The following is an 18,743-nucleotide window of genomic DNA, read 5'->3' on the forward strand; positions in this document are numbered from 1 at the left end:
TTTGTTGAAAATCGTACGACTATGGCAGTAATCTGGGGAGTTATTTTTCACGCGTTAGGCGGCTTTGCCTCCGGCAGCTTCTACCTACCCTACAAGAAGGTGAAAGGCTGGTCCTGGGAAAGCTACTGGCTGGTAGGCGGCATCGTATCGTGGCTGCTGGTGCCGTGGCTGCTGGGCTTCCTCACCATCCCTAACCTGACCACCGTGCTCAGCCAGACAGACGGCTCGACGCTGTTCTGGGTGTATTTCTGGGGCGTGCTCTGGGGCTTCGGGGGGCTGACCTTCGGGCTGGGGATGCGCTACCTGGGGCTGTCGTTGGGCATGGCCGTTATCATGGGGCTGTGCGCGCTGGTCGGGACGCTGGTGCCCCCCATCTGGGGCGGTACGATTGTGCAGCTACTGAGCACGGCCTCGGGGCAGGTAACGCTGCTGGGGCTGCTGGTGTGCTTGGTGGGCATCCTGATTTGCAGCCGGGCCGGCATCATGAAAGAAAAGTCGTTATCGGCGGAGCAGAAAAGCGAGTCGATTGCCGAGTACGATTTGAAGAAGGGCCTGCTGGTGGCGGTGTTTTCGGGCATCATGAGTGCCTGCTTCGCCTTCGGGCTGGAAGCCGGCCAGAAGATTGCCGATTTGGCCGTGCAGCAAGGCGCCGACCCGCTGTATAAGAACAACGCCATTCTGGTGGTAATTCTGCTGGGCGGCCTCACCACCAACGCGGTGTGGTGCCTGTACCTCAACCTGAAAAACAAAACCTACACCGACTACCTCAACCCCTCGTACCCCGCGCTGCGCAACATCTTGTTCTGCGCCACGGCGGGTACGCTCTGGTACTTTCAGTTTTTCTTCTACGGCATGGGCGACACCCGGCTGGGGGTGTACCGCTTCTCGGGCTGGACACTGCACATGGCGTTTATTATTGCCTTCAGCTCGATGTGGGGCATCTACCTGCACGAGTGGCGTGGGGCCAACAAGGCTACTATGCGCACGGTGTCGTTCGGTATCCTGACGGTGGTGCTGTCCACGATTATTGTAGGCTACGGCAACTACCTGGGCTCGGAAGCTACTGCAACAACTACTAACACTCCAGCCATAGAAGTAGCCGCGCAGCCATAAGCGTAGTAAGAAAGCAAATAACATGATGTATCAGGAAAGCAGCCCGGCCTTAGGTCGGGCTGCTTTTGTATATAAGAGAGATTAAAAATAAGTTAAATAAGCAGGTAGGTGCGGGAGAGAGTGGGGTGAGTGTTGCCATACTTTTATATCTCTTCTATGATCGGAGTGACTTACTCTCACAATTACTGCCTCTTATGAAAAAACTGTACGATCTGGCTAGGCCCCTGTCTCCGCTGGCCATCATACTTGCCGCGCATTCGGCGTATGGACAAGCGCAAACGTTTTCGGGGAAAGTAACTACCGCCGATAAAAACGAGCCTTTACCCGGCGTGACCGTCGTGCTGAAAGGTACTACTATCGGCACGGGTACTGGAGCTGATGGCTCCTTCTCGCTGAGCGTACCCAATGGTACCGGTACGCTGGTAGTATCTTCTATTGGCTATATAACGAAAGAAGTGCCACTGACCGGCAGTCTGGTGCTCAACATCAGTCTCAGTGCCGACAATAAGGCTCTGGATGAGGTAGTGGTAGTAGGCTACGGTACCCAGAAAGCCGGCAACGTAACCGGGGCTATTACCGGCATCACGGCTAAGGAAATAGAGGAGCGCCCCGTCAACCGCATTGAAAACGCACTGGTAGGTCAGATGCCCGGCGTATACGTGCAAACGCCGTCTGGGGAGCCGGGCGCGGAACTGCAAATTCGGGTGCGTGGTGCTGCTTCCATCAATGCCTCCAACGAGCCGCTGTACGTGGTAGACGGTGTACCCGTAGAAAACCTGCGCGGAATTAACCCCACCGACGTAGCCAATATTGAAGTACTGAAAGACGCCGCTTCGGCAGCCATCTACGGTTCGCGCGGTTCCAACGGTGTAGTATTGGTGACTACCAAGCGCGGCAAGAAAGGTACGCCCAAGCTGCAGTTCTCGGGTTTTACGGGCGTGCAGGTAGCCGAAAGCAGGCTGGATGTGCAGTCGGCGGAGGAGTGGATTCAGATGCGCAAGGAAGGTATTGACCTGGATTGGCTGGCGCAGAACCCTATCAACCGAGCCGAGGACTCCAGGGCTACGCGCATTCAGCGCCTGAGCGTAAACGGCGTGCCCCCCAGCCAGACCAACATTATCCGCTATACCCACGACCCTAAATGGGCGTATGGCCAAGACAGCCTGGCATACATCGACTGGCAGGATGCTATTTTTCGCAAGGCCATCATGCAGCAGTACACGGTAGGTGTGTCGGGCGGCACCGACAACGTGAACTACAACGTGAACGGCTCTTACCTGAACCAGAAGGGCATTATCATTGGCAGTGACTTGCAGCGGGCCACGCTACGCGCCAACTTTGATGCTCAGATTCGCAAGGGCATCAAACTGACGATGACCTTGGCTCCCAGCATGGAATGGAGCAGCCTGGGCCGCGTAGATGGCACGGGTGGCCAAGCCCTGAATGCCGCGCAAATGCCGCCGGTGGCGCCCAAAGAAGCTGGCATATACGTAGGGGCCGACCCGTTCGTGACGTATGCTTGGTCGGGGCGCTATATCAGCCCGGTGGCTGTGATGGAGCGGACCCAGGCCAACGGTACCCGCACCCGCCTCAATGCCAATATGGGTTTGAATTTCGACCTCTATAAAGGCCTGCAGCTACAGTTACTGGGTGCTATGGACAACGGTTACTTCCAAGACCAGATCTATACGCCAACCAACGCCAGCCGGGAGTGGTTTGGGGCCGCGGAAGGCTCGTTGAGCAACTCGCGCTACTCCCAGACTTTCAACACGCGCTACCTGTTCCAGAGCGTACTGAACTACACCCGCAGCTTCGGCGACCACCGCTTGAGCGCCATTCTGGGCTACTCGGTGGAGCGTACCAAAATTGATTTTTCGCAGCAGGAAAATGGGCAGCTGCCTAACGACGCTACCTACTTGTTCGACCGGGCCAACTCCACGGTCAACCGCAGCTACATTACGGCCGGCAAGGAGGCGCTGCTGTCGTATTTCACCCGGGCGCAGTACGATTACAAAGAGAAGTATCTGGTTTCAGCCAGCTTGCGGCGCGACGGCTCTTCAAAGTTTGGGGCCAACCGGCCATTCGGCTATTTTCCGGCCGTATCGGTGGGCTGGCGCGTATCCAGCGAAGACTTCATGCAGGGTGTAACCTTCATCAGCGACCTGAAAGCACGGGCCAGCTGGGGCGTAACGGGCAACAACCGTATTCCCAACAACTCGCAGTTTGCTACCCTGGGCATTAGCAATTACTCGCTGAACGGAACGAGCATCAATGGCTACAGCCCCAGCGGCTTTCAGAACGACGACTTAGGGTGGGAGCAAACGGCCAGCTTCAACTACGGCCTCGACTTCAGCGTGCTGCAAAACCGCTTGCAGGTAACGGCCGACTACTACACCAAGAACACCACCGACCTGTTGTATCAGGTGCCGTTGTCGTCGCTTACGGGGTTCACCCGCACATTCGTCAACATTGGAGAGGTGTACAACCAAGGGGTGGAGTTGGGCCTGAACTCGCGTAACCTAGTGGGGGCAGTTGGATGGAATACTGGCTTCAACGCCTCGTATAACACCAATGAGGTAAGAAAGCTCGACTACGATAATACGCCCGTTCAAACCGGCCAAAGCCCCGGCGGGTTTGTGAGCATCTTGCAAGTGGGCTTGCCCGTCAACTCCTACTTGCTTTATGACGCCATTGGGGTATACCAGACCCAGGCCGAAGTAGACCGTGACCCAAAGCTGGCCAACACCCGCGTAGGCGACATCAAGTACCGCGACGTAAACGGCGACGGCAAAATCACGGACGCCGACCGTACCATCATGGGCAACCCCACGCCTAAGTTTATTTTCGGGGTTAGCAACAACTTTACTTACAAGGGGTTCGACCTGAACGTGCTGGTAAATGCGCAGCAAGGTGGTGAATTGTACTCGCTGATTGGGCGCTCCATCGACCGGCCCGGCATGGGCTACCTCTACAACCACGCTTCTAAGTGGAACAACCGGTGGAAGTCGGAAGCAGAGCCCGGTGATGGCAAAACGCCAAGCATCACGGCCCAGAACAGCTCCCTGCTTGATTCGCGCTGGCTTTACAAGTCCGACTATATCCGCATCAAGAACGTGACGCTGGGCTATACCTTGCCCAAGAGCCGGGTGTACAGCAGTGCCCGCGTGTATCTGGCGCTGGAAAACGCTTATATCTGGCACAACTACACCGGCGGCTTCTCGCCAGAGGCACTACAGACGGGTGGCTTCGATAACGGCAGCTACCCCCAGGCCCGCACCTATACGGTTGGCTTCAACCTGGCGCTGTAGCCCTCATTCCCACTCCAACCGATAGTTCCATGAAAGCTTTTACCCGATTCATTTGCACTGCTGCCCTGGGCTTGTCCGGAGCGCTGGCTTCCTCCTGCAAGGAAGATATTCTTTACATCCCGCCCGTCGCCAATAACACGGTTGACGAGTTCTATAAAAACGAAACCCAGGTCAACCAGGGCGTGATGTCCATTTACAATGGCTGCCTGTCGTTGCCCGAAAATTCGTACTGGTTTCTGGCCGAGTTCCGCTCCGACAACGTGGCCGCTGATGTGGCCACCGTGCAGCGCGACTATAGCGACGTAAGCAACTTCAACGCTACTTCGCAAACCCAGCAGCTGCAAGCCACCTGGACCGACCTGTACGAAATAGTATATCGCTCCAACGTGTTGCTGGAGCGCATTCAGCCGTTCACGTTTGCCCGCGTCGAGCAATTCAAAGGAGAAGCCCGGTTTTTGCGCGCCTTGGCCTATTTCGACTTGGTGCGCTACTGGGGTCCGGTGCCAATCGTAGACAAAACCCTGACTATTGAGCAGTCGAAAACCATACCGCGCGCCCCCGTTGCCGACGTGTATAAGTTCATCATCGATGACCTCACCTTTGCGGCCGAAAGCCTGCCTTCCACGTATGTTGTTACAACGGGTTCTGCCACCGATGCCTCCAACAAAGGCCGGGCTACCAAATGGGCGGCCAAAGCCCTGCTAGCCAAGGTATACCTGACCATGTATGGCTATCCGTTGCGCCAGGCCAGCGCTTTGCCCCTGGCCAAGCAGCAGCTCATGGACGTGTATGCCGCCGCTAGTCCCACTACGTTCTCGGTGGCGCAGAACTTTGCCGACCTGTTTAAATCGGCCAACGACAACCGATACTCCGTGTTTGAAATCCAGTATCAGTCGGGCAATACGGGCTTAGGCAACCCCATTCCCTGGCAGCAGGGGCAGGTGTTTCCCACGTTCTGGTCGCCATTCACGGCATTCGCCGCCGACTTCACGCTGCCACCCGCTTTGTTTGGTGCTAACTGGCCGAAAATCGACAAGCGCAAGGCGGCAACTCTCGACTCGGTTATCCGCAACCCAACCACTGGTGCTATTGTAGCTGGGCGCCCTCAGTTCACCAAGTTTCTGGAAAAGGGCGTTACGGGGGTGCAGAGCCGGACCGACTACCCCAACAATTTCCCCATTATTCGCTTCGAGGACGTGGTGCTGATGTATGCAGAAGTGTTGAACGAGGAAGCCGGCAGCCCACCCGCTATGGCCCTTACACTCATCAACCAAATCCGGACTCGTTCGGGGCTGGCAGCCTTCACGGCCACTTCGCCTGAGGCAGCCACGAAAGACGCTTTCCGGGCGGCGGTGCTAAAAGAGCGGCGCTACGAGTTTATTGCCGAAGGCCAGCGCTGGCACGATTTGGTGCGCACCGGCAATGCCATTTCGGTGATGACTGCCTTCAAGCGTGCCACCACGGGTACTACTCCCACCGGCGGCGCCAACTTCCGCCAGCTCGACGAACACGACCTGATCTTCCCGATTCCAATTCTGGAGCTGCGCATCAATCCCGGTTTCTGGGAGCAGAATCCGGGCTACAACTAAGTTGCAGCATGTAGTTCAACGGGCGGCTTAGCAAAAGCTGCCCGTTGTTATTCAAGCCGTTCCCGGCAACTGTTTTCTCTTGCGTATGATAAATCGATTTTCTGTAGTGCTGTGCATTGCTGGCCTGATAGGGGCTGGAAGCCAACTGCCGAAGTGGAGGGCACCCGTAGCCCCGCAGCGCCAGCTGGAGAAGCTGGGCCGGGGTGTGGTAGCCGTGCGGCAGGAGGGCGGCGGGGTGTTCGTGAGCTGGCGGCTGCTGAACACCGACCCAGTTGGCGCGGCATTTCACGTCTACCGCCAAACGAAAGCCGGTAAACCCACCAAGCTGACCAGCCAGCCAATTACAGCTAGTACCAACTGGGTGGACAAAACCGCCGACGCTACTGCCTACACGTATTCGGTACAACTGGTTAATGCCAAAGGAACCCGCTTCACTTCACAGGACGCGCCATCCGAGCAGGCTGCCGTATGGGCACAGAACTACCTCCGGGTGCCGCTGAAGCGTCCGGCTGGTGGGTCGGTGAGCAGCGGCACCGCCGAAACCAGCGAGTACACCTACAGCGCCAACGACGCCTCGGTGGCCGACCTGGATGGCGACGGGCAATACGAAATCGTGCTGAAATGGGAGCCGTCCAACAGCCGCGACAATGGTTCCAATGGCATTACGGGGCCCGTGCTGCTGGATGCGTACCGGCTGGATGGCACGCAGCTCTGGCGCATCAACCTGGGCCGAAATATTCGGGCGGGGGCACACTACACGCAGTTTCTGGTATATGATTTTGATGGTGACGGCAAGGCCGAAGTGGCCTGCAAGACTGCGGACGGTACCACGGATGGCAAAGGCACGGTCATTGGCGACGCCAGCAAAGACTACCGCTCCCTCACCGTACCCACCACTGCGCCAGCCGTGCCGAGTACCCGCGACAAAACCTACGGCCGGGTGCTGGCAGGCCCCGAGTATTTCACGGTATTCAACGGCCTGACCGGCGCCGCTATGGCTACGGCTCCGTACGTGCCCAGCCGCGACCCGCTCGATGGCTGGGGTGGAATTGGGGGCAACGGCGGCAACGACAACCACGGCAACCGCGCCGACCGAATGCTGGCCGCTGTGGCCTACCTGGATGGCGTGCACCCGAGCGCCATCATGTGCCGGGGTTACTACGGCCGCTCGGTGCTGGCGGCCTGGGACTGGCGCAACGGTAAGCTCACGCAGCGCTGGGTGTTCGACTCGCAAAACGACAAGAACCCATTTTCGGGCATGGGCAACCACGGGCTAAGCGTGAACGATGTGGACTTCGATGGTAAAGATGAAATCGTGTACGGCTCGATGGTGGTAGATGACAACGGTACCGGCCTGTTCAGTACCGGCTTGCGCCACGGCGACGCCTTGCACGTCAGCAACCTCGACCCCAGTACCCCCGACCTGGAAGCCTGGGGCGTACACGAAAACGAGGAGGTAGTGCCCGGCCACGAAAACGGCCCCGGTGCCGCCCTCTACAATGCCCGAACCGGCAACGTGCTCTTAACCAAGCTGCCTGGCACCGACGTAGGCCGGGGCATGGCCGCCGACATCGACCCGCGTTACCCCGGCGCTGAGCTATGGGCCAGCAACGGGGAACTGGGGCTGCTTTCCTGCCAGGGCGAACGGATTGGTCCGGCTCCGCGGGCTATCAATTTCGGTATTTGGTGGGATGGGGACTTGCTGCGTGAACTGCTCGATGGAACTACCATTGCCAAGTGGGACTACCAGGCGGGCACTAGCCGGCCGCTGCTCGATGGTAAGCCGCTCGGGGCGGCGTCCTGCAACGGTACCAAAGCCACGCCCTGCCTCAGTGCCGACCTGTTTGGCGACTGGCGCGAAGAAGTGGTCTGGCGCAACGCCAACAACGAGGAACTGCTGATTTTCACGACCACCATTCCCACCAACCACCGCTTCGTGACGCTCATGCAGGACCCGGCGTATCGGGTGGCGGTAGCGCGCGAAAACGTGGGCTACAACCAGCCGCCGCACCCCAGCTTCTACCTGGGCGAAGGCATGAAATCCGACGCAGCAAAACTTGGCAAGTAATTTTCTAGGTGCCGCATAGGCCGCAACAAGCAACCTTCTGAAACTGAATCTTTATTCTTTGCACTTATGACCAACAAAACCTGCGTGGTCCTGCTGGCCTTGCTCTGCGCGCTGGTGGGCTTCGTGAAGCCCACCAAGCCCACGCTCTACCTCATCGGCGACTCCACGGTGCGCAACACCAACGCCCCGCAGGCCGGCTGGGGCAGTCTGCTAAGCAGCTACTTCGACACCACCTGCATCAGTGTATCCAACAATGCTATGGCCGGGCGTAGTACCCGCACGTTCGTTTCGGAAGGGCGCTGGGACAAAGTACATGCCGCCCTCAAGCCCGGCGACTTCCTGATTATGCAGTTTGGCCACAACGAAGGCAGCGTGCCCGATACCACCAAAGCGGGCCGACGCGGCGTGCTGCGCGGCACCGGCGAAGAAACCAAAGACCTGGTTTGGCCCGATGGCCGCCAGGAAACGGTGCACACCTATGGTTGGTACCTGCGCAAATTCATTCGGGAAGCCAAGGCCAAAGGCGCTACGCCGCTGGTGGCGTCTATGATTCCTCGCAACGAGTGGCAGGACGGCAAAGTGAAACGCGCCGGCAACGACTTCGGCAAATGGGCCGCCGAAGTTGCCCAGCAGGAAGGCGTCGCCTTTATCGACCTGAATAGCCTCACAGCCAATAAGTACGACAAACTCGGCCCCGATGAAGTGAAGAAGTTCTTCCCCGGCGACCATACGCACACCAACGAAGCCGGGGCCCGTCTCAATGCCGAATCGGTGGTGGATGGCATTCGAGCCAACAAGAAAATTGCCCTCAATAAATTCCTCGCTAAGAAGTAAGGCGAATTAAACTTCATCGAGTTAAGGCGTCATGCTGAGCGCAGCCGAAGCATCTCTACCGAACAATGACAGCACAACGAAGCGGTAAAGATGCTTCGGCAAGCTCAGCATGACCACTTACTTCAAATAACTCAAGACATCAACTAACCGCATGCAACGCACTAAATCCATTGTTTTCTACAGCTGCCTGCTGCTTCTTGTAGGCCTGTTTTCGTTTGCTGGGGGGCCGCGCAACGCTCAGAAACCAACGCTGTTTCTGATTGGCGACTCGACGGTGAAAAACGGCAAAGGCAAGGGCGACGGCGGCCTGTGGGGTTGGGGAAATTTCTTGCCGGCGTACTTTGATACCACCCGTATTTCGGTGGTGAACAACGCCCTGGGCGGTACCAGCAGCCGCACGTTCCGCACGAATGGGTTGTGGGAAAAGGTGCAAGTGAACATCAAGCCCGGCGACTTCCTGATTATGCAGTTCGGCCACAACGACAACGGCCCGCTGGCTGATACGGCGCGGGCCCGTGGCACCATCAAAAGCAACGGCGAGGAAAGCCAGGAAATCTACAACCCCATCAAAAAGCAGCAGGAAGTGGTGCACAGCTACGGCTGGTATCTGCGCCAGTTTATTGCCGAGGCCAAAGCCAAAGGGGCTACCGTGTACGTGTGCTCACCCATCCCGCGCAACACCTGGACGGCTGGCAAAGTCAACCGCTCAGTCAACGACTACGGCCAATGGGCATCCGAGGCGGCCAAGCAAGGCGGCGCCTATTTCATCGACCTCAACAAGATTATTGCCGACAAATACGACCAGGAAGGTGAGGCCAAAGTGCGCAGCACCTACTTCAACACCACCGACCACACCCACCCCATCGAAGCGGGTGCCCGCCAAAACGCCGCTTCCGTGGCCGATGGCTTGCGCAGCATCAAGAAGAATCCGCTGGCGAAGTACATGGTGAAGGGTAAGTAGCGGGCTTGCTTAACTGGTAGAGCATACCAACCAAAACGTGTCATTCCGACGCAGGAGGAATCTGAGTAGTAGCGTTAAACGACTACATCCAGATTCCTCCTGCGTCGGAATGACACGTTTTAGCTGATTCGTAACCCCTTGTAAAGAAGCGTTTTGTGCTAGCGTCAGATGCTTGCGTAGGCAGTACCTACTTGGTGAGCTGCACCGAGCTGTCGTTGATTTCGGTGGGGTGGAGCTTCAGGAGCCGGATGATTTCGGCGCCGGCCAGCACCACCGGGCCGTAGCCGTGGGCGGCGTACACGTTCACGGGGCGGTAGTAGTAAAACGCGGGGTCGAAGCCCATGCCGGTGCCCACGCAGGTACCTTCCACCTGGCCCTTGCTGTTGACTTTGGTGCTCACCGCATTCCAGGCCAGCAGCGCCATGGGGCCATAGGCTTTGGCATCGAGCCAGCCCTGGTTTATGCCGTGGGCAATGGCGTAGGCGTAGATGGCCGTGGCCGAAGTTTCGAGGTAGGAATCGTTGCGGTCCAGGAGCTGGTGCCAGAAGCCGCTGCCGGCTTGCAGGGCGGCCAGGCCTTTGGCGTGGGCTTTCAGCTGCGCCAGAATGGCCGGGCGGCCGGGGTGGTTTTCGGGTAGCACATCCAGAATATCCACGGTGGTCATGAGGGCCCAGCCGTTGGCGCGGGCCCAATGAAACTCGGGGTGCACGCTCATTTCCTGCACCCAGCCGTGCATATACAGGCCCTTCTGCTGGTTGAACATGCGCTGCGAAAACTGGCCGTATTGCTTCACCACTTCGTCGTAGTAGCGTTGCTCACCCGTCAGCTTGCCCATTTGCGCCAGCGCCGGCAAGCTCATGTACATATCATCAAGCCAGAGCGTGTTGGGCTGGGGGCGGTTGCGGGCCAGGGTACCATCCGAAAGCCGGAATTCCTTGGTCATGATGTAGTTCACGAACCCATCAATGAGCGGGCGTAGCTCGGTGGCGTTGAGCCCGGCGCGTTGGGCCCTAATCATGGCAGCCGTCAGGGCTCCGCCGTCGTCCAGCGCATGCGGGTTCATATAGCCCCGCATCGGGGTGGGTGCTTTCGGGTTGGTGGTTTGAAAATCCCGGTAATACGGGGCCAGCTCCGACAGAAACTTCAGGCGGCTGAAGGTGTAGTCGGTGTATTTTTTGTCGCCCGTAACTTCGCCGGCCAGCAGCATACCCGAGTACGTCACGCCCCACTCGTAGCTGGTCAGGCGGAAGTCGCCGGGCTTGATGATGGCGTTGGGGTTGAACTTGGCGCGGGTGCTGATGGTGGCGTTGGTTGTTTTATCGACTAGCTCAGCAGGTGTGGCGGCGTTCAGGTAAGTGTACACCCGGTCGAGCACCTGCTTCACTTCCTCGGGCTTGGTTTTGCCGTACGGCACCGGGTAGTCGGGCTGCAAGAGGTGCAGGGGCGTGGTGGTATCGTTGGTTTTGGCGGGCGTTTTCTGGGCCAGCAGCGGCGTGGTAGCCGCCAAGGCCAGGCCAAGCAAACCAGCAGTTATATACGGAGGATAAGCTATTTTCATGAGGCGGAGAACGGTGGGAGAGGAGTTTCGTGCTTTGTTGAGTAGGGTGCGGGGCTTGTCCCCGCCCAGCACTGAACAACTGGCTCTGTGGCCGTGCAATGACGGGCGGAAACAGGCCTAGCACCCTAGTTGCCATTAATTGCCATCGGGTTTCACCACGGTGGTGCGGGGACTTTCCGCCCACTGCCACTTGGTGGGGGCGTCGGGGTGGGCGGGGTCGAAGGCGGGTACATCGGTTTCGAGGAAGCGCGCCAGTCCCAGCTTGTTGGCTTTGATGCCTTCCACCACGCACTTCGCTATTTCGTAGGCGCCGTAGGTGTTAAAGTGAGTATTGTCGGCCAAGGGTTTATCCTGGCCGGGGTAACTGTTGGCGGGGTAGTGCACCAGTGCTTTCTTGGACTCTTCCACGCCCAAGGTTTCGTAGAGCGTGGTGGTCATGGCATTCAAGTCAATTAGGGCCACACCTTCCTGCTGGGCCACTTTGCGGGCCGCATCGGGGTAGTCGCCGAGGCTGTTCACGTTTTTGCCGGTGGCCTCATCGAAGTTGCGGCGGGCCGTGGACGTGACGATAACCGGGATACCGCCTTTCTGCTTGGCTTCGCGCACGAAGAGTTGCAGCCGCTCGGTGTACGACTTGTACGCGCCATCATTGGGACCTTTTTCCTTCTGGTCGTTGTGCCCGAACTCCACAAACAGGTAGTCGCCGGGCTTCATCACGCTTAGCACTTTGGTGAGGCGGCGCGAGCTCAGGAAGCTGCCCAAGCTCAGCCCCGATTCGGCGTGGTTGGCCACGGCCACGCCCGGCTTGAAAAAGCGCGGAATCATCTGGCCCCAGGAAGCCCACGGTTCTTCTTCCTGGTTGACCACTGTGGAGTTGCCGGCCAAAAAAACCGTGACGGCGCCAGGGGCAGGCGTTATTTCCAGCGCGTTCAAGCAGGTGTTCGAGCCGTTGAATTCCAGCGTCAGTTTGTCGTCCCAGTCCAGTTTGGTGGTTTCGCGCGGCTTGAGGCCCACGGTCAGCGTATCGTTGATGCGGCGGCTTTTCAAGTTCACCGTAAAGGTTTTCGTAACAAACTCGCCGGGCTTGGTGTCAGTCTTTTCCAGAAGCAAGCGGCGCGACTCGGCCTTTATCATCGTGGAAGTGGCTTTTTTAGCGTCGCCCAATGTTACGGTTACGTTGTAATTGCCTTCCGGCAAATCAACCGAAAAATAGAACGGCTTGCTGCTGGTCACATAGTCGCCTTTCAGCGCGTCTTTGCTCTTGCGCTCCACGGCCGTAACGGTGGTGCCCAGGTCGAAACCGTAGCCTCTTTCCGTGGAATACGTGGCCGAGGGCAGCACTTGCCGGTAGCCGGGCGCCACGCTACCGGCCCCAAAATCAAACTTATAGCTGGTTTTGCCAGACTGGGCCAGGGCTCCGGTAGTGGAGAGCAGCCCAAGCAGAATAATACGCAGGGGAACAGTTGGCTTCATGGAAGAGCAGTGGGTGATACTTCTAAAAGTACCAGCCGCTACGCAGGGCTCCTGCCTGTACTGTCATGCCTGATGCAACCACGGGCGAGTGTAACTTGTATGGGTACAAATAGGGAATTGACTACAGCAAAAGCGTAGATTCGTTGCGGAAAGCAATATTTGCACTGCCCGCCCCCTCATTTTACCTCCCAGCAGCAACTCTCTACCTACACGTTATGGCAAGTCATCGGGCCTCCATGAAGGATTTGGCGAAGACATTGAACCTGTCGGTGTCTACCATTTCGCGGGCTTTGTCCGGCAACAAACAAATCAGCGAGGAAACCCGGGAGCGGGTAGCTACGCTGGTTAAGGAAATGAATTTTCAGCCCAACCGTTTGGCCTCCGGCCTGCGCAAGGGCCGCAGCGGCACGCTGGGCGTGCTGGTGCCGCACATTACCGGGCACTTCTTTCCCGAAGCCGTGCACAGCATTTCCACCGAAGCCACCAAGGCCGGCTACCGAGTGATGATCTGCGAATCCAACGAAGATGAAAAGCAGGAAAAGCGCAACCTAGAGCTGCTGCTTAACTCGCAGGTGGAAGGCGTGCTCGTGTCCCTGGCCAACACCACCCACGATTTCCGCCACTTTCAGGCCGCGCAGCAGCAGCAGGTTCCGCTGGTATTCTTTGATAGAGTGCTGGAAGAACCCAACATCAGCAGCGTCGTCCTCGACGATTACCAGGGCGCTTACCAAGCCGTGAGCCACCTTATCGAGCAGGGCTGCACCCGTATTGCACACATCACTGCCGACCCGCACCTGAACGTGTACCGCCACCGCCACCGCGGCTACCTCGATGCGCTAACCGCCCACGGCATTGCCTTCGATGAGCAGCTGGTGCACCACTGCGACATGAGCATTGCCGACGGCCGGGAAGCCATGCACAAGCTGCTGGCCCTTGATACGCGCCCCGACGCCGTTTTCGCCTCCAAAGACACCGCCGCCATTGGCGCCATGCAGGTAGCCAAAGAGCACGGCCTGCGCATCCCCGACGACCTGGCTTTGGCCACCTACAGCAGCGAGAAACTTTCGATGCTGGTGGAGCCGCCGCTAACCTCGGTGGACCAGCAGTGCGCCGCCGTGGGCAAGGCCGCCGTGCGCCTCCTGCTCGATATGATGAGCGAAGAAATACAGCCCGCCAACGCCCGCCAGATTATCCTGATGCCCTCGTTCATCGTGCGCGAATCGTCGTTGCAGCGCGAGGCGTAACCGGGTGGCGGTGCGGCTTCCCGGCGCCAACCCGGACCGCCCCGCTGTTTGGTTAAAGCGGGGTGCGCACAAACTTCATGTAACCTACAGCCCCGTTATGCAGTCTTTGAGGATGCACACCAACCCTCACTGCTATGACGACACCTGCTGCCTCACAACGCCTTGCCAATCAAATAGCCCTGGTTACGGGCGGAAGCTCCGGAATTGGGGCTGGCGTGGCTAAAGCCCTGGCCGCCGAAGGCGCCACCGTCATCGTCAACTATGCCCACAGCGCCGACGACGCCGAACAGGTGCGCCAGGAAATTGAACAAGCCGGCGGCAAGGCCATTACCATTAAGGCCGATGTGAGTAAGGAAGAGGATGTGCTGGCCATGTTCGACCAGATTCGTAAGGAATTTGGTACGCTGCACATTCTCATCAACAACTCCGGTATTCAGGTGGACGCGCCCTTCCTGGAAATGACCCTGGAGCAGTGGCAAAAGGTAATTGACGTGAACCTGACCGGGCAGTTTCTGTGCGCCCGCGAAGCCGCCCGCGAGTTTGTGCGGCGCGGCCCGCAGCCGGAAATTTCCAGAGCCACCGGCAAGATTATCTGCATGAGCTCGGTGCACGAGGTCATTCCGTGGGCTGGCCACGTCAACTACGCCACCAGCAAAGGCGGCATCATGCAGCTCATGAAATCCACGGCCCAGGAGCTGGCGCCGCACCGCATCCGCGTCAACAGCATCGGGCCGGGTGCCATTGCCACGCCCATCAACGAGTCGGCCCGCGACACGCCCGAAGAAGAAAAAAGTTTGCTCACCCTCATCCCCTACGGCCGCATCGGGGAGCCCGCCGACATTGGCAGCGTAGCCGTGTGGCTGGCTTCCGATGAGTCGGACTACGTGACGGGCATCACCCTGTTTGCCGACGGTGGCATGACGCTGTACCCCGGTTTCGCCGACAACGGCTGATGCAGTGGACCTCACCCCCTAGCCCCCTTTCGCCGCTTGATGCGCGGAATAAAAGAGAGGGGGACTAGAATCAGCTTCTAACCCTAAAAAGCTAAAAGCTATTCCCCCCTCTCCCCGAGGAGAGGGGGCCAGGGGGTGAGGTTTTCCCGCCAAGTACAATCTTAGTACCTACTATTCAGGCTGATGACGCGAGAACAGGAACGACAACGAACGGCCCAGGCTGACGAAGCACCGTGGCACCAATTCGGGCCCTATATAAGTGACCGGCAGTGGGGCACCGTGCGCGAAGACTACAGCCCCGACGGCCAGCCCTGGACTTACACCACCCACGACCAGGCCCGCAGCCGCGCCTACCGCTGGGGCGAAGAGGCCATAGGCGGCATCTGCGACCAGAAGCAGCTGCTGTGCCTGGCGCCCGCCTTCTGGAACGGCAACGACCCCATCCTGAAAGAGCGGCTATTTGGGTTGAGCGGACCCGAAGGCAACCACGGCGAGGACGTGAAGGAGCTGTACTACTACCTCGACAATACGCCCACCCACTCCTACATGCAGATGCTGTATAAGTATCCGCAGCACACCTTTCCGTATGAGTGGCTGGTGCATGAAAACGCCCGCCGGGGCCGCCAGAAACCAGAATTCGAGCTGAGCGACACCCAGATATTCCACGACAACCGCTACTTCGACATCTTCCTTGATTACGCCAAGGCCGATCCGCTGGACTTGCTGCTGCAAATCACGGTGCACAACCGCGGCGCCCAGGAGGCCCCGCTGCACGTGCTGCCGCAAGCGTGGTTCCGCAACACCTGGGACTGGGGCTACAACAGCTACAAACCCCAGCTCAGTGCCTGCCCCGGCGGCCACATCGAAATCGACCACGCCAGCCTGCCCGACCTCAAGCTGTTCTGTGAAGCCCAGGACGGGCAAATGCCGGAGCTGCTGTTTTGCAACAATGCCAGCAACCACCAGCGGCTCTATGGCGAAGCCAACCCCGAGCCCTACTGCAAAGACGGCATCAACGACTACCTGATTCAGGGCAACCACGAGGCCGTAAGTCCGGAGCGGTGCGGCACGAAAGCTGCCGCCCATTACGTGCTGCACGTGCCCGCCGGTGAAAGCCGGGTGCTGCGGCTGCGGCTGGCCTCGCCCACATTGGCCGAGCCGTTTGCCGACTTCGAGCAGATTATGAAGCTGCGCCGGCAGGAAGCCGATGAGTTCTACCAGGAGCTGCAACACGACCTGACCGACGCCGACGCCCGCAACGTGCAGCGCCAGGCCCTGGCCGGCATGCTCTGGAGCAAGCAGTTCTATTACTACGATGTGTGGCAATGGCTCACCGGCGACCCGGCCCAGCCCAAACCGCCCGAACAACGCTGGCAGGGCCGCAATTCCGACTGGATCTACCTCAACAACATGGACATCGTCTCGATGCCCGACAAGTGGGAGTATCCGTGGTACGCGGCCTGGGATTTGGCGTTTCACTGCGTACCGCTGGCGCTGGTTGACGCGCATTTTGCCAAAGAACAGCTCCTGCTGCTGACGCGCGACTGGTACATGCACCCCAACGGGCTGCTGCCGGCCTATGAGTGGAAGCTCTCCGACGTGAACCCGCCGGTGCATGCCTACGCCACCTGGCGCGTGTACCAGATGGACCGCAAGCGCAACGGCACCGCCGACACCGAGTTTTTGCAAACCATGTTTCACCGCCTGCTGCTCAACTTCACGTGGTGGGTGAACCGTAAGGACTTGAATGGCCGCAACGTGTTTGAGGGCGGCTTCCTGGGCCTCGACAACATCGGGGTGTTTGACAGGAGCGCCCCGCTGCCTACCGGGGGGAAGATAGAACAGGCCGATGGTACCAGCTGGATGGCCATGTTTGCCTTGAACATGATGCGTATTGCGCTGGAGCTTTCGCACAACAACCCGGTGTACCAGGACATGGCCAGCAAGTTCTTCGAGCATTTCCTCTACATCGCCTATGCCATGGCCAACGTGGCGGAGTTGCAGCTGGATATGTGGGACGACGAGGACGATTTCTACTACGACGTGCTCAACGTGAAAGGTATCCGGACCCCCTTGCGCGTCCGGTCGATGGTGGGGCTGATTCCGCTGTTTGCGGTGGAAGTGCTGGAAACCGATGCCCTGCAAAGCGCCCCCGAGTTTGTGAGCCGCATGAACTGGTTTCTGGAAAACCGGCCCGAGCTGGCGGCGCTGGTATCACGCTGGCAGGAGCCCGGCAAGGGCCAGACCCATTTGCTGTCGTTGTTGCGTGGGCACCGCATGAAAAAGCTGCTGCGCCGCATGCTCGACGAGGCCGAGTTTCTGTCGGACTACGGCGTGCGCTCCGTATCGCGCTACCACAAAGATCATCCGTTTGTCTTCGAAGACGCCGGTGGTACCAATGCGCGGGTTGATTACGAGCCCGGCGAATCCAGCACCGATTTGTTTGGCGGCAACAGCAACTGGCGCGGCCCCATCTGGCTGCCCGTCAACTTCATGCTAGTGGAAGCCCTGCAACGGTTCTACCACTACTACGGGCCCGATTTCAAAGTAGAATACCCCACCGGCTCGGGGCAGTTCTGCACCATCCTGGACGTTTCGCAGTCGTTGACTATCCGGCTGACCAATCTGTTTCTGCGCGACGACAACGGGCGCCGCCCGGCCTTCGGCGACGATAAGCAGCTGCAGCAAGACCCGCACTTCCGCGACTACCTGCTCTTTCACGAGTACTTCCACGGCGACAATGGCAAAGGCCTCGGCGCCAGCCACCAAACCGGCTGGACCGGCCTCATTGCCAAGCTCCTCCAACCCCGCCTCGGCGAATGAGTTTTCAGTTGCGAGTTGTCAGTTGCCAATTCTTTGTTGTTTGGCAACTGACAACTGGCAACTGACAACTCACAACTGACCAACTATGTCCGACTGGCTCGACCTTACCACCCCCATTTCCGACGGCATGGCCTACTGGCCCGATAACGCCCCGGTCCACATCAAAAAAACGCTCAGCATCCAGCGGGGCGACGCCGCCAACGTGACGGAGGTAAGCATGAGCGTGCACACCGCCACCCACGTAGATGCCGCCCTGCACTTTCTCGACGACGGTGCCGACGTGGCCGCCCTCGACCTGAATACGCTGATTGGCCCGGCGCACGTGGTAGCCATTCAGGACCCGCAGTTCATCACCCGCGCCGAGCTGGAAGGCCTGTTGTTGCAGCCCGGCGCGCGCCTGTTGTTCAAAACCCGCAATTCCGACCAGGAGTGGGCCCAGCAGCCCTTCAACCCCGATTTTGTGCGGGTGCGGGCCGATGCGGCCGAGTGGCTGCGCGAACAGGAAGTGGCCTGCGTCGGCGTCGATTACCTGTCGGTAGGCCCCGCCGATACGCACAATATTCTGCTTGAAGCCGGCATCAGCATCATCGAAGGGCTGGCGCTGCAAGACGTGGAGCCGGGCCAGTACGATATGGTGTGTTTGCCCCTGAAGATTGTGGGAGCCGACGGAGCCCCAGCCCGCGTCATTGCCCGGAAGCGGGAGGACTTCGGGCCGCAGAAATAAGGCTGAGCAGGAGCGGGAAAGCAAAATCTGGTCTGCCGGCTTGGCACCGGGTTTGTGGCTGCGCCTGAGTATGAGGGGTATAGAAGGCGGTGCGC

Annotated in this window: 12 protein-coding genes; 10 read left to right on the forward strand and 2 right to left on the reverse strand. The window is 58.9% G+C overall.

All coding sequences use genetic code 11. The annotated features are described in order from the left end of the window. Positions 1-21: 21 nt before the first annotated feature. From rhaT to J0X19_RS14370, 6 genes are all read left to right on the forward strand, one after another. Complete coding sequence (rhaT, locus tag J0X19_RS14345; RefSeq protein WP_206985067.1) at positions 22-1,113, forward strand: L-rhamnose/proton symporter RhaT; 1,092 nt, start codon at positions 22-24, stop codon at positions 1,111-1,113. A 194-nt stretch (positions 1,114-1,307) separates the two neighbouring features. Continuing rightward, positions 1,308-4,421, forward strand: a complete 3,114-nt coding sequence (locus J0X19_RS14350) for a SusC/RagA family TonB-linked outer membrane protein (protein WP_206985068.1) — start codon at positions 1,308-1,310, stop codon at positions 4,419-4,421. A 29-nt stretch (positions 4,422-4,450) separates the two neighbouring features. Then, a complete protein-coding gene (locus tag J0X19_RS14355) occupies positions 4,451-6,010 on the forward strand; it encodes a RagB/SusD family nutrient uptake outer membrane protein (RefSeq protein WP_206985069.1) in 1,560 nt (519 codons plus the stop codon). An 85-nt stretch (positions 6,011-6,095) separates the two neighbouring features. Next, entirely contained in the window at positions 6,096-8,078 is a 1,983-nt protein-coding gene (locus tag J0X19_RS14360; protein WP_206985070.1) for a rhamnogalacturonan lyase, read from the forward strand. A 66-nt stretch (positions 8,079-8,144) separates the two neighbouring features. Further along, a complete protein-coding gene (locus tag J0X19_RS14365; RefSeq protein WP_206985071.1) occupies positions 8,145-8,912 on the forward strand; it encodes a rhamnogalacturonan acetylesterase in 768 nt (255 codons plus the stop codon). A gap of 151 nt (positions 8,913-9,063) precedes the next feature. Continuing rightward, entirely contained in the window at positions 9,064-9,873 is an 810-nt protein-coding gene (locus tag J0X19_RS14370) for a rhamnogalacturonan acetylesterase (protein ID WP_206985072.1), read from the forward strand. Between the two features lie 187 nt (positions 9,874-10,060). On the opposite strand, the gene J0X19_RS14375 is transcribed toward J0X19_RS14370, so the two are convergent. Both J0X19_RS14375 and J0X19_RS14380 read right to left on the reverse strand, forming a co-directional pair. Beyond that, positions 10,061-11,431 (reverse strand): glycoside hydrolase family 88/105 protein, encoded by a 1,371-nt coding sequence (locus J0X19_RS14375; RefSeq protein ID WP_206985073.1) that lies wholly within the window; start codon positions 11,429-11,431, stop codon positions 10,061-10,063. 135 nt (positions 11,432-11,566) lie between these two features. After that, positions 11,567-12,904: a rhamnogalacturonan acetylesterase gene (locus J0X19_RS14380; protein ID WP_242582687.1), complete on the reverse strand. Its 1,338-nt coding sequence runs from the start codon at positions 12,902-12,904 to the stop codon at positions 11,567-11,569. A gap of 215 nt (positions 12,905-13,119) precedes the next feature. Here J0X19_RS14380 and J0X19_RS14385 point away from each other — a divergent pair, with 215 nt between their 5' ends. The 4 genes from J0X19_RS14385 to J0X19_RS14400 all read left to right on the forward strand — a co-directional run bounded on the left by J0X19_RS14385 (position 13,120) and on the right by J0X19_RS14400 (position 18,648). Beyond that, the gene (locus J0X19_RS14385) at positions 13,120-14,148 is read left to right on the forward strand and encodes a LacI family DNA-binding transcriptional regulator (protein WP_206985074.1); all 1,029 of its coding nucleotides are present in this window, start codon (positions 13,120-13,122) and stop codon (positions 14,146-14,148) included. A gap of 134 nt (positions 14,149-14,282) precedes the next feature. Then, positions 14,283-15,101: an SDR family oxidoreductase gene (locus J0X19_RS14390; protein ID WP_206985075.1), complete on the forward strand. Its 819-nt coding sequence runs from the start codon at positions 14,283-14,285 to the stop codon at positions 15,099-15,101. A gap of 183 nt (positions 15,102-15,284) precedes the next feature. Further along, positions 15,285-17,924, forward strand: a complete 2,640-nt coding sequence (locus J0X19_RS14395; protein WP_206985076.1) for an MGH1-like glycoside hydrolase domain-containing protein — start codon at positions 15,285-15,287, stop codon at positions 17,922-17,924. Between the two features lie 85 nt (positions 17,925-18,009). Continuing rightward, positions 18,010-18,648 (forward strand): cyclase family protein, encoded by a 639-nt coding sequence (locus J0X19_RS14400; protein ID WP_206985077.1) that lies wholly within the window; start codon positions 18,010-18,012, stop codon positions 18,646-18,648. The last annotated feature ends 95 nt before the right edge of the window (positions 18,649-18,743 follow it).

This window comes from Hymenobacter telluris (assembly GCF_017313265.1).
In the GTDB taxonomy this organism is placed as follows: domain Bacteria; phylum Bacteroidota; class Bacteroidia; order Cytophagales; family Hymenobacteraceae; genus Hymenobacter; species Hymenobacter telluris.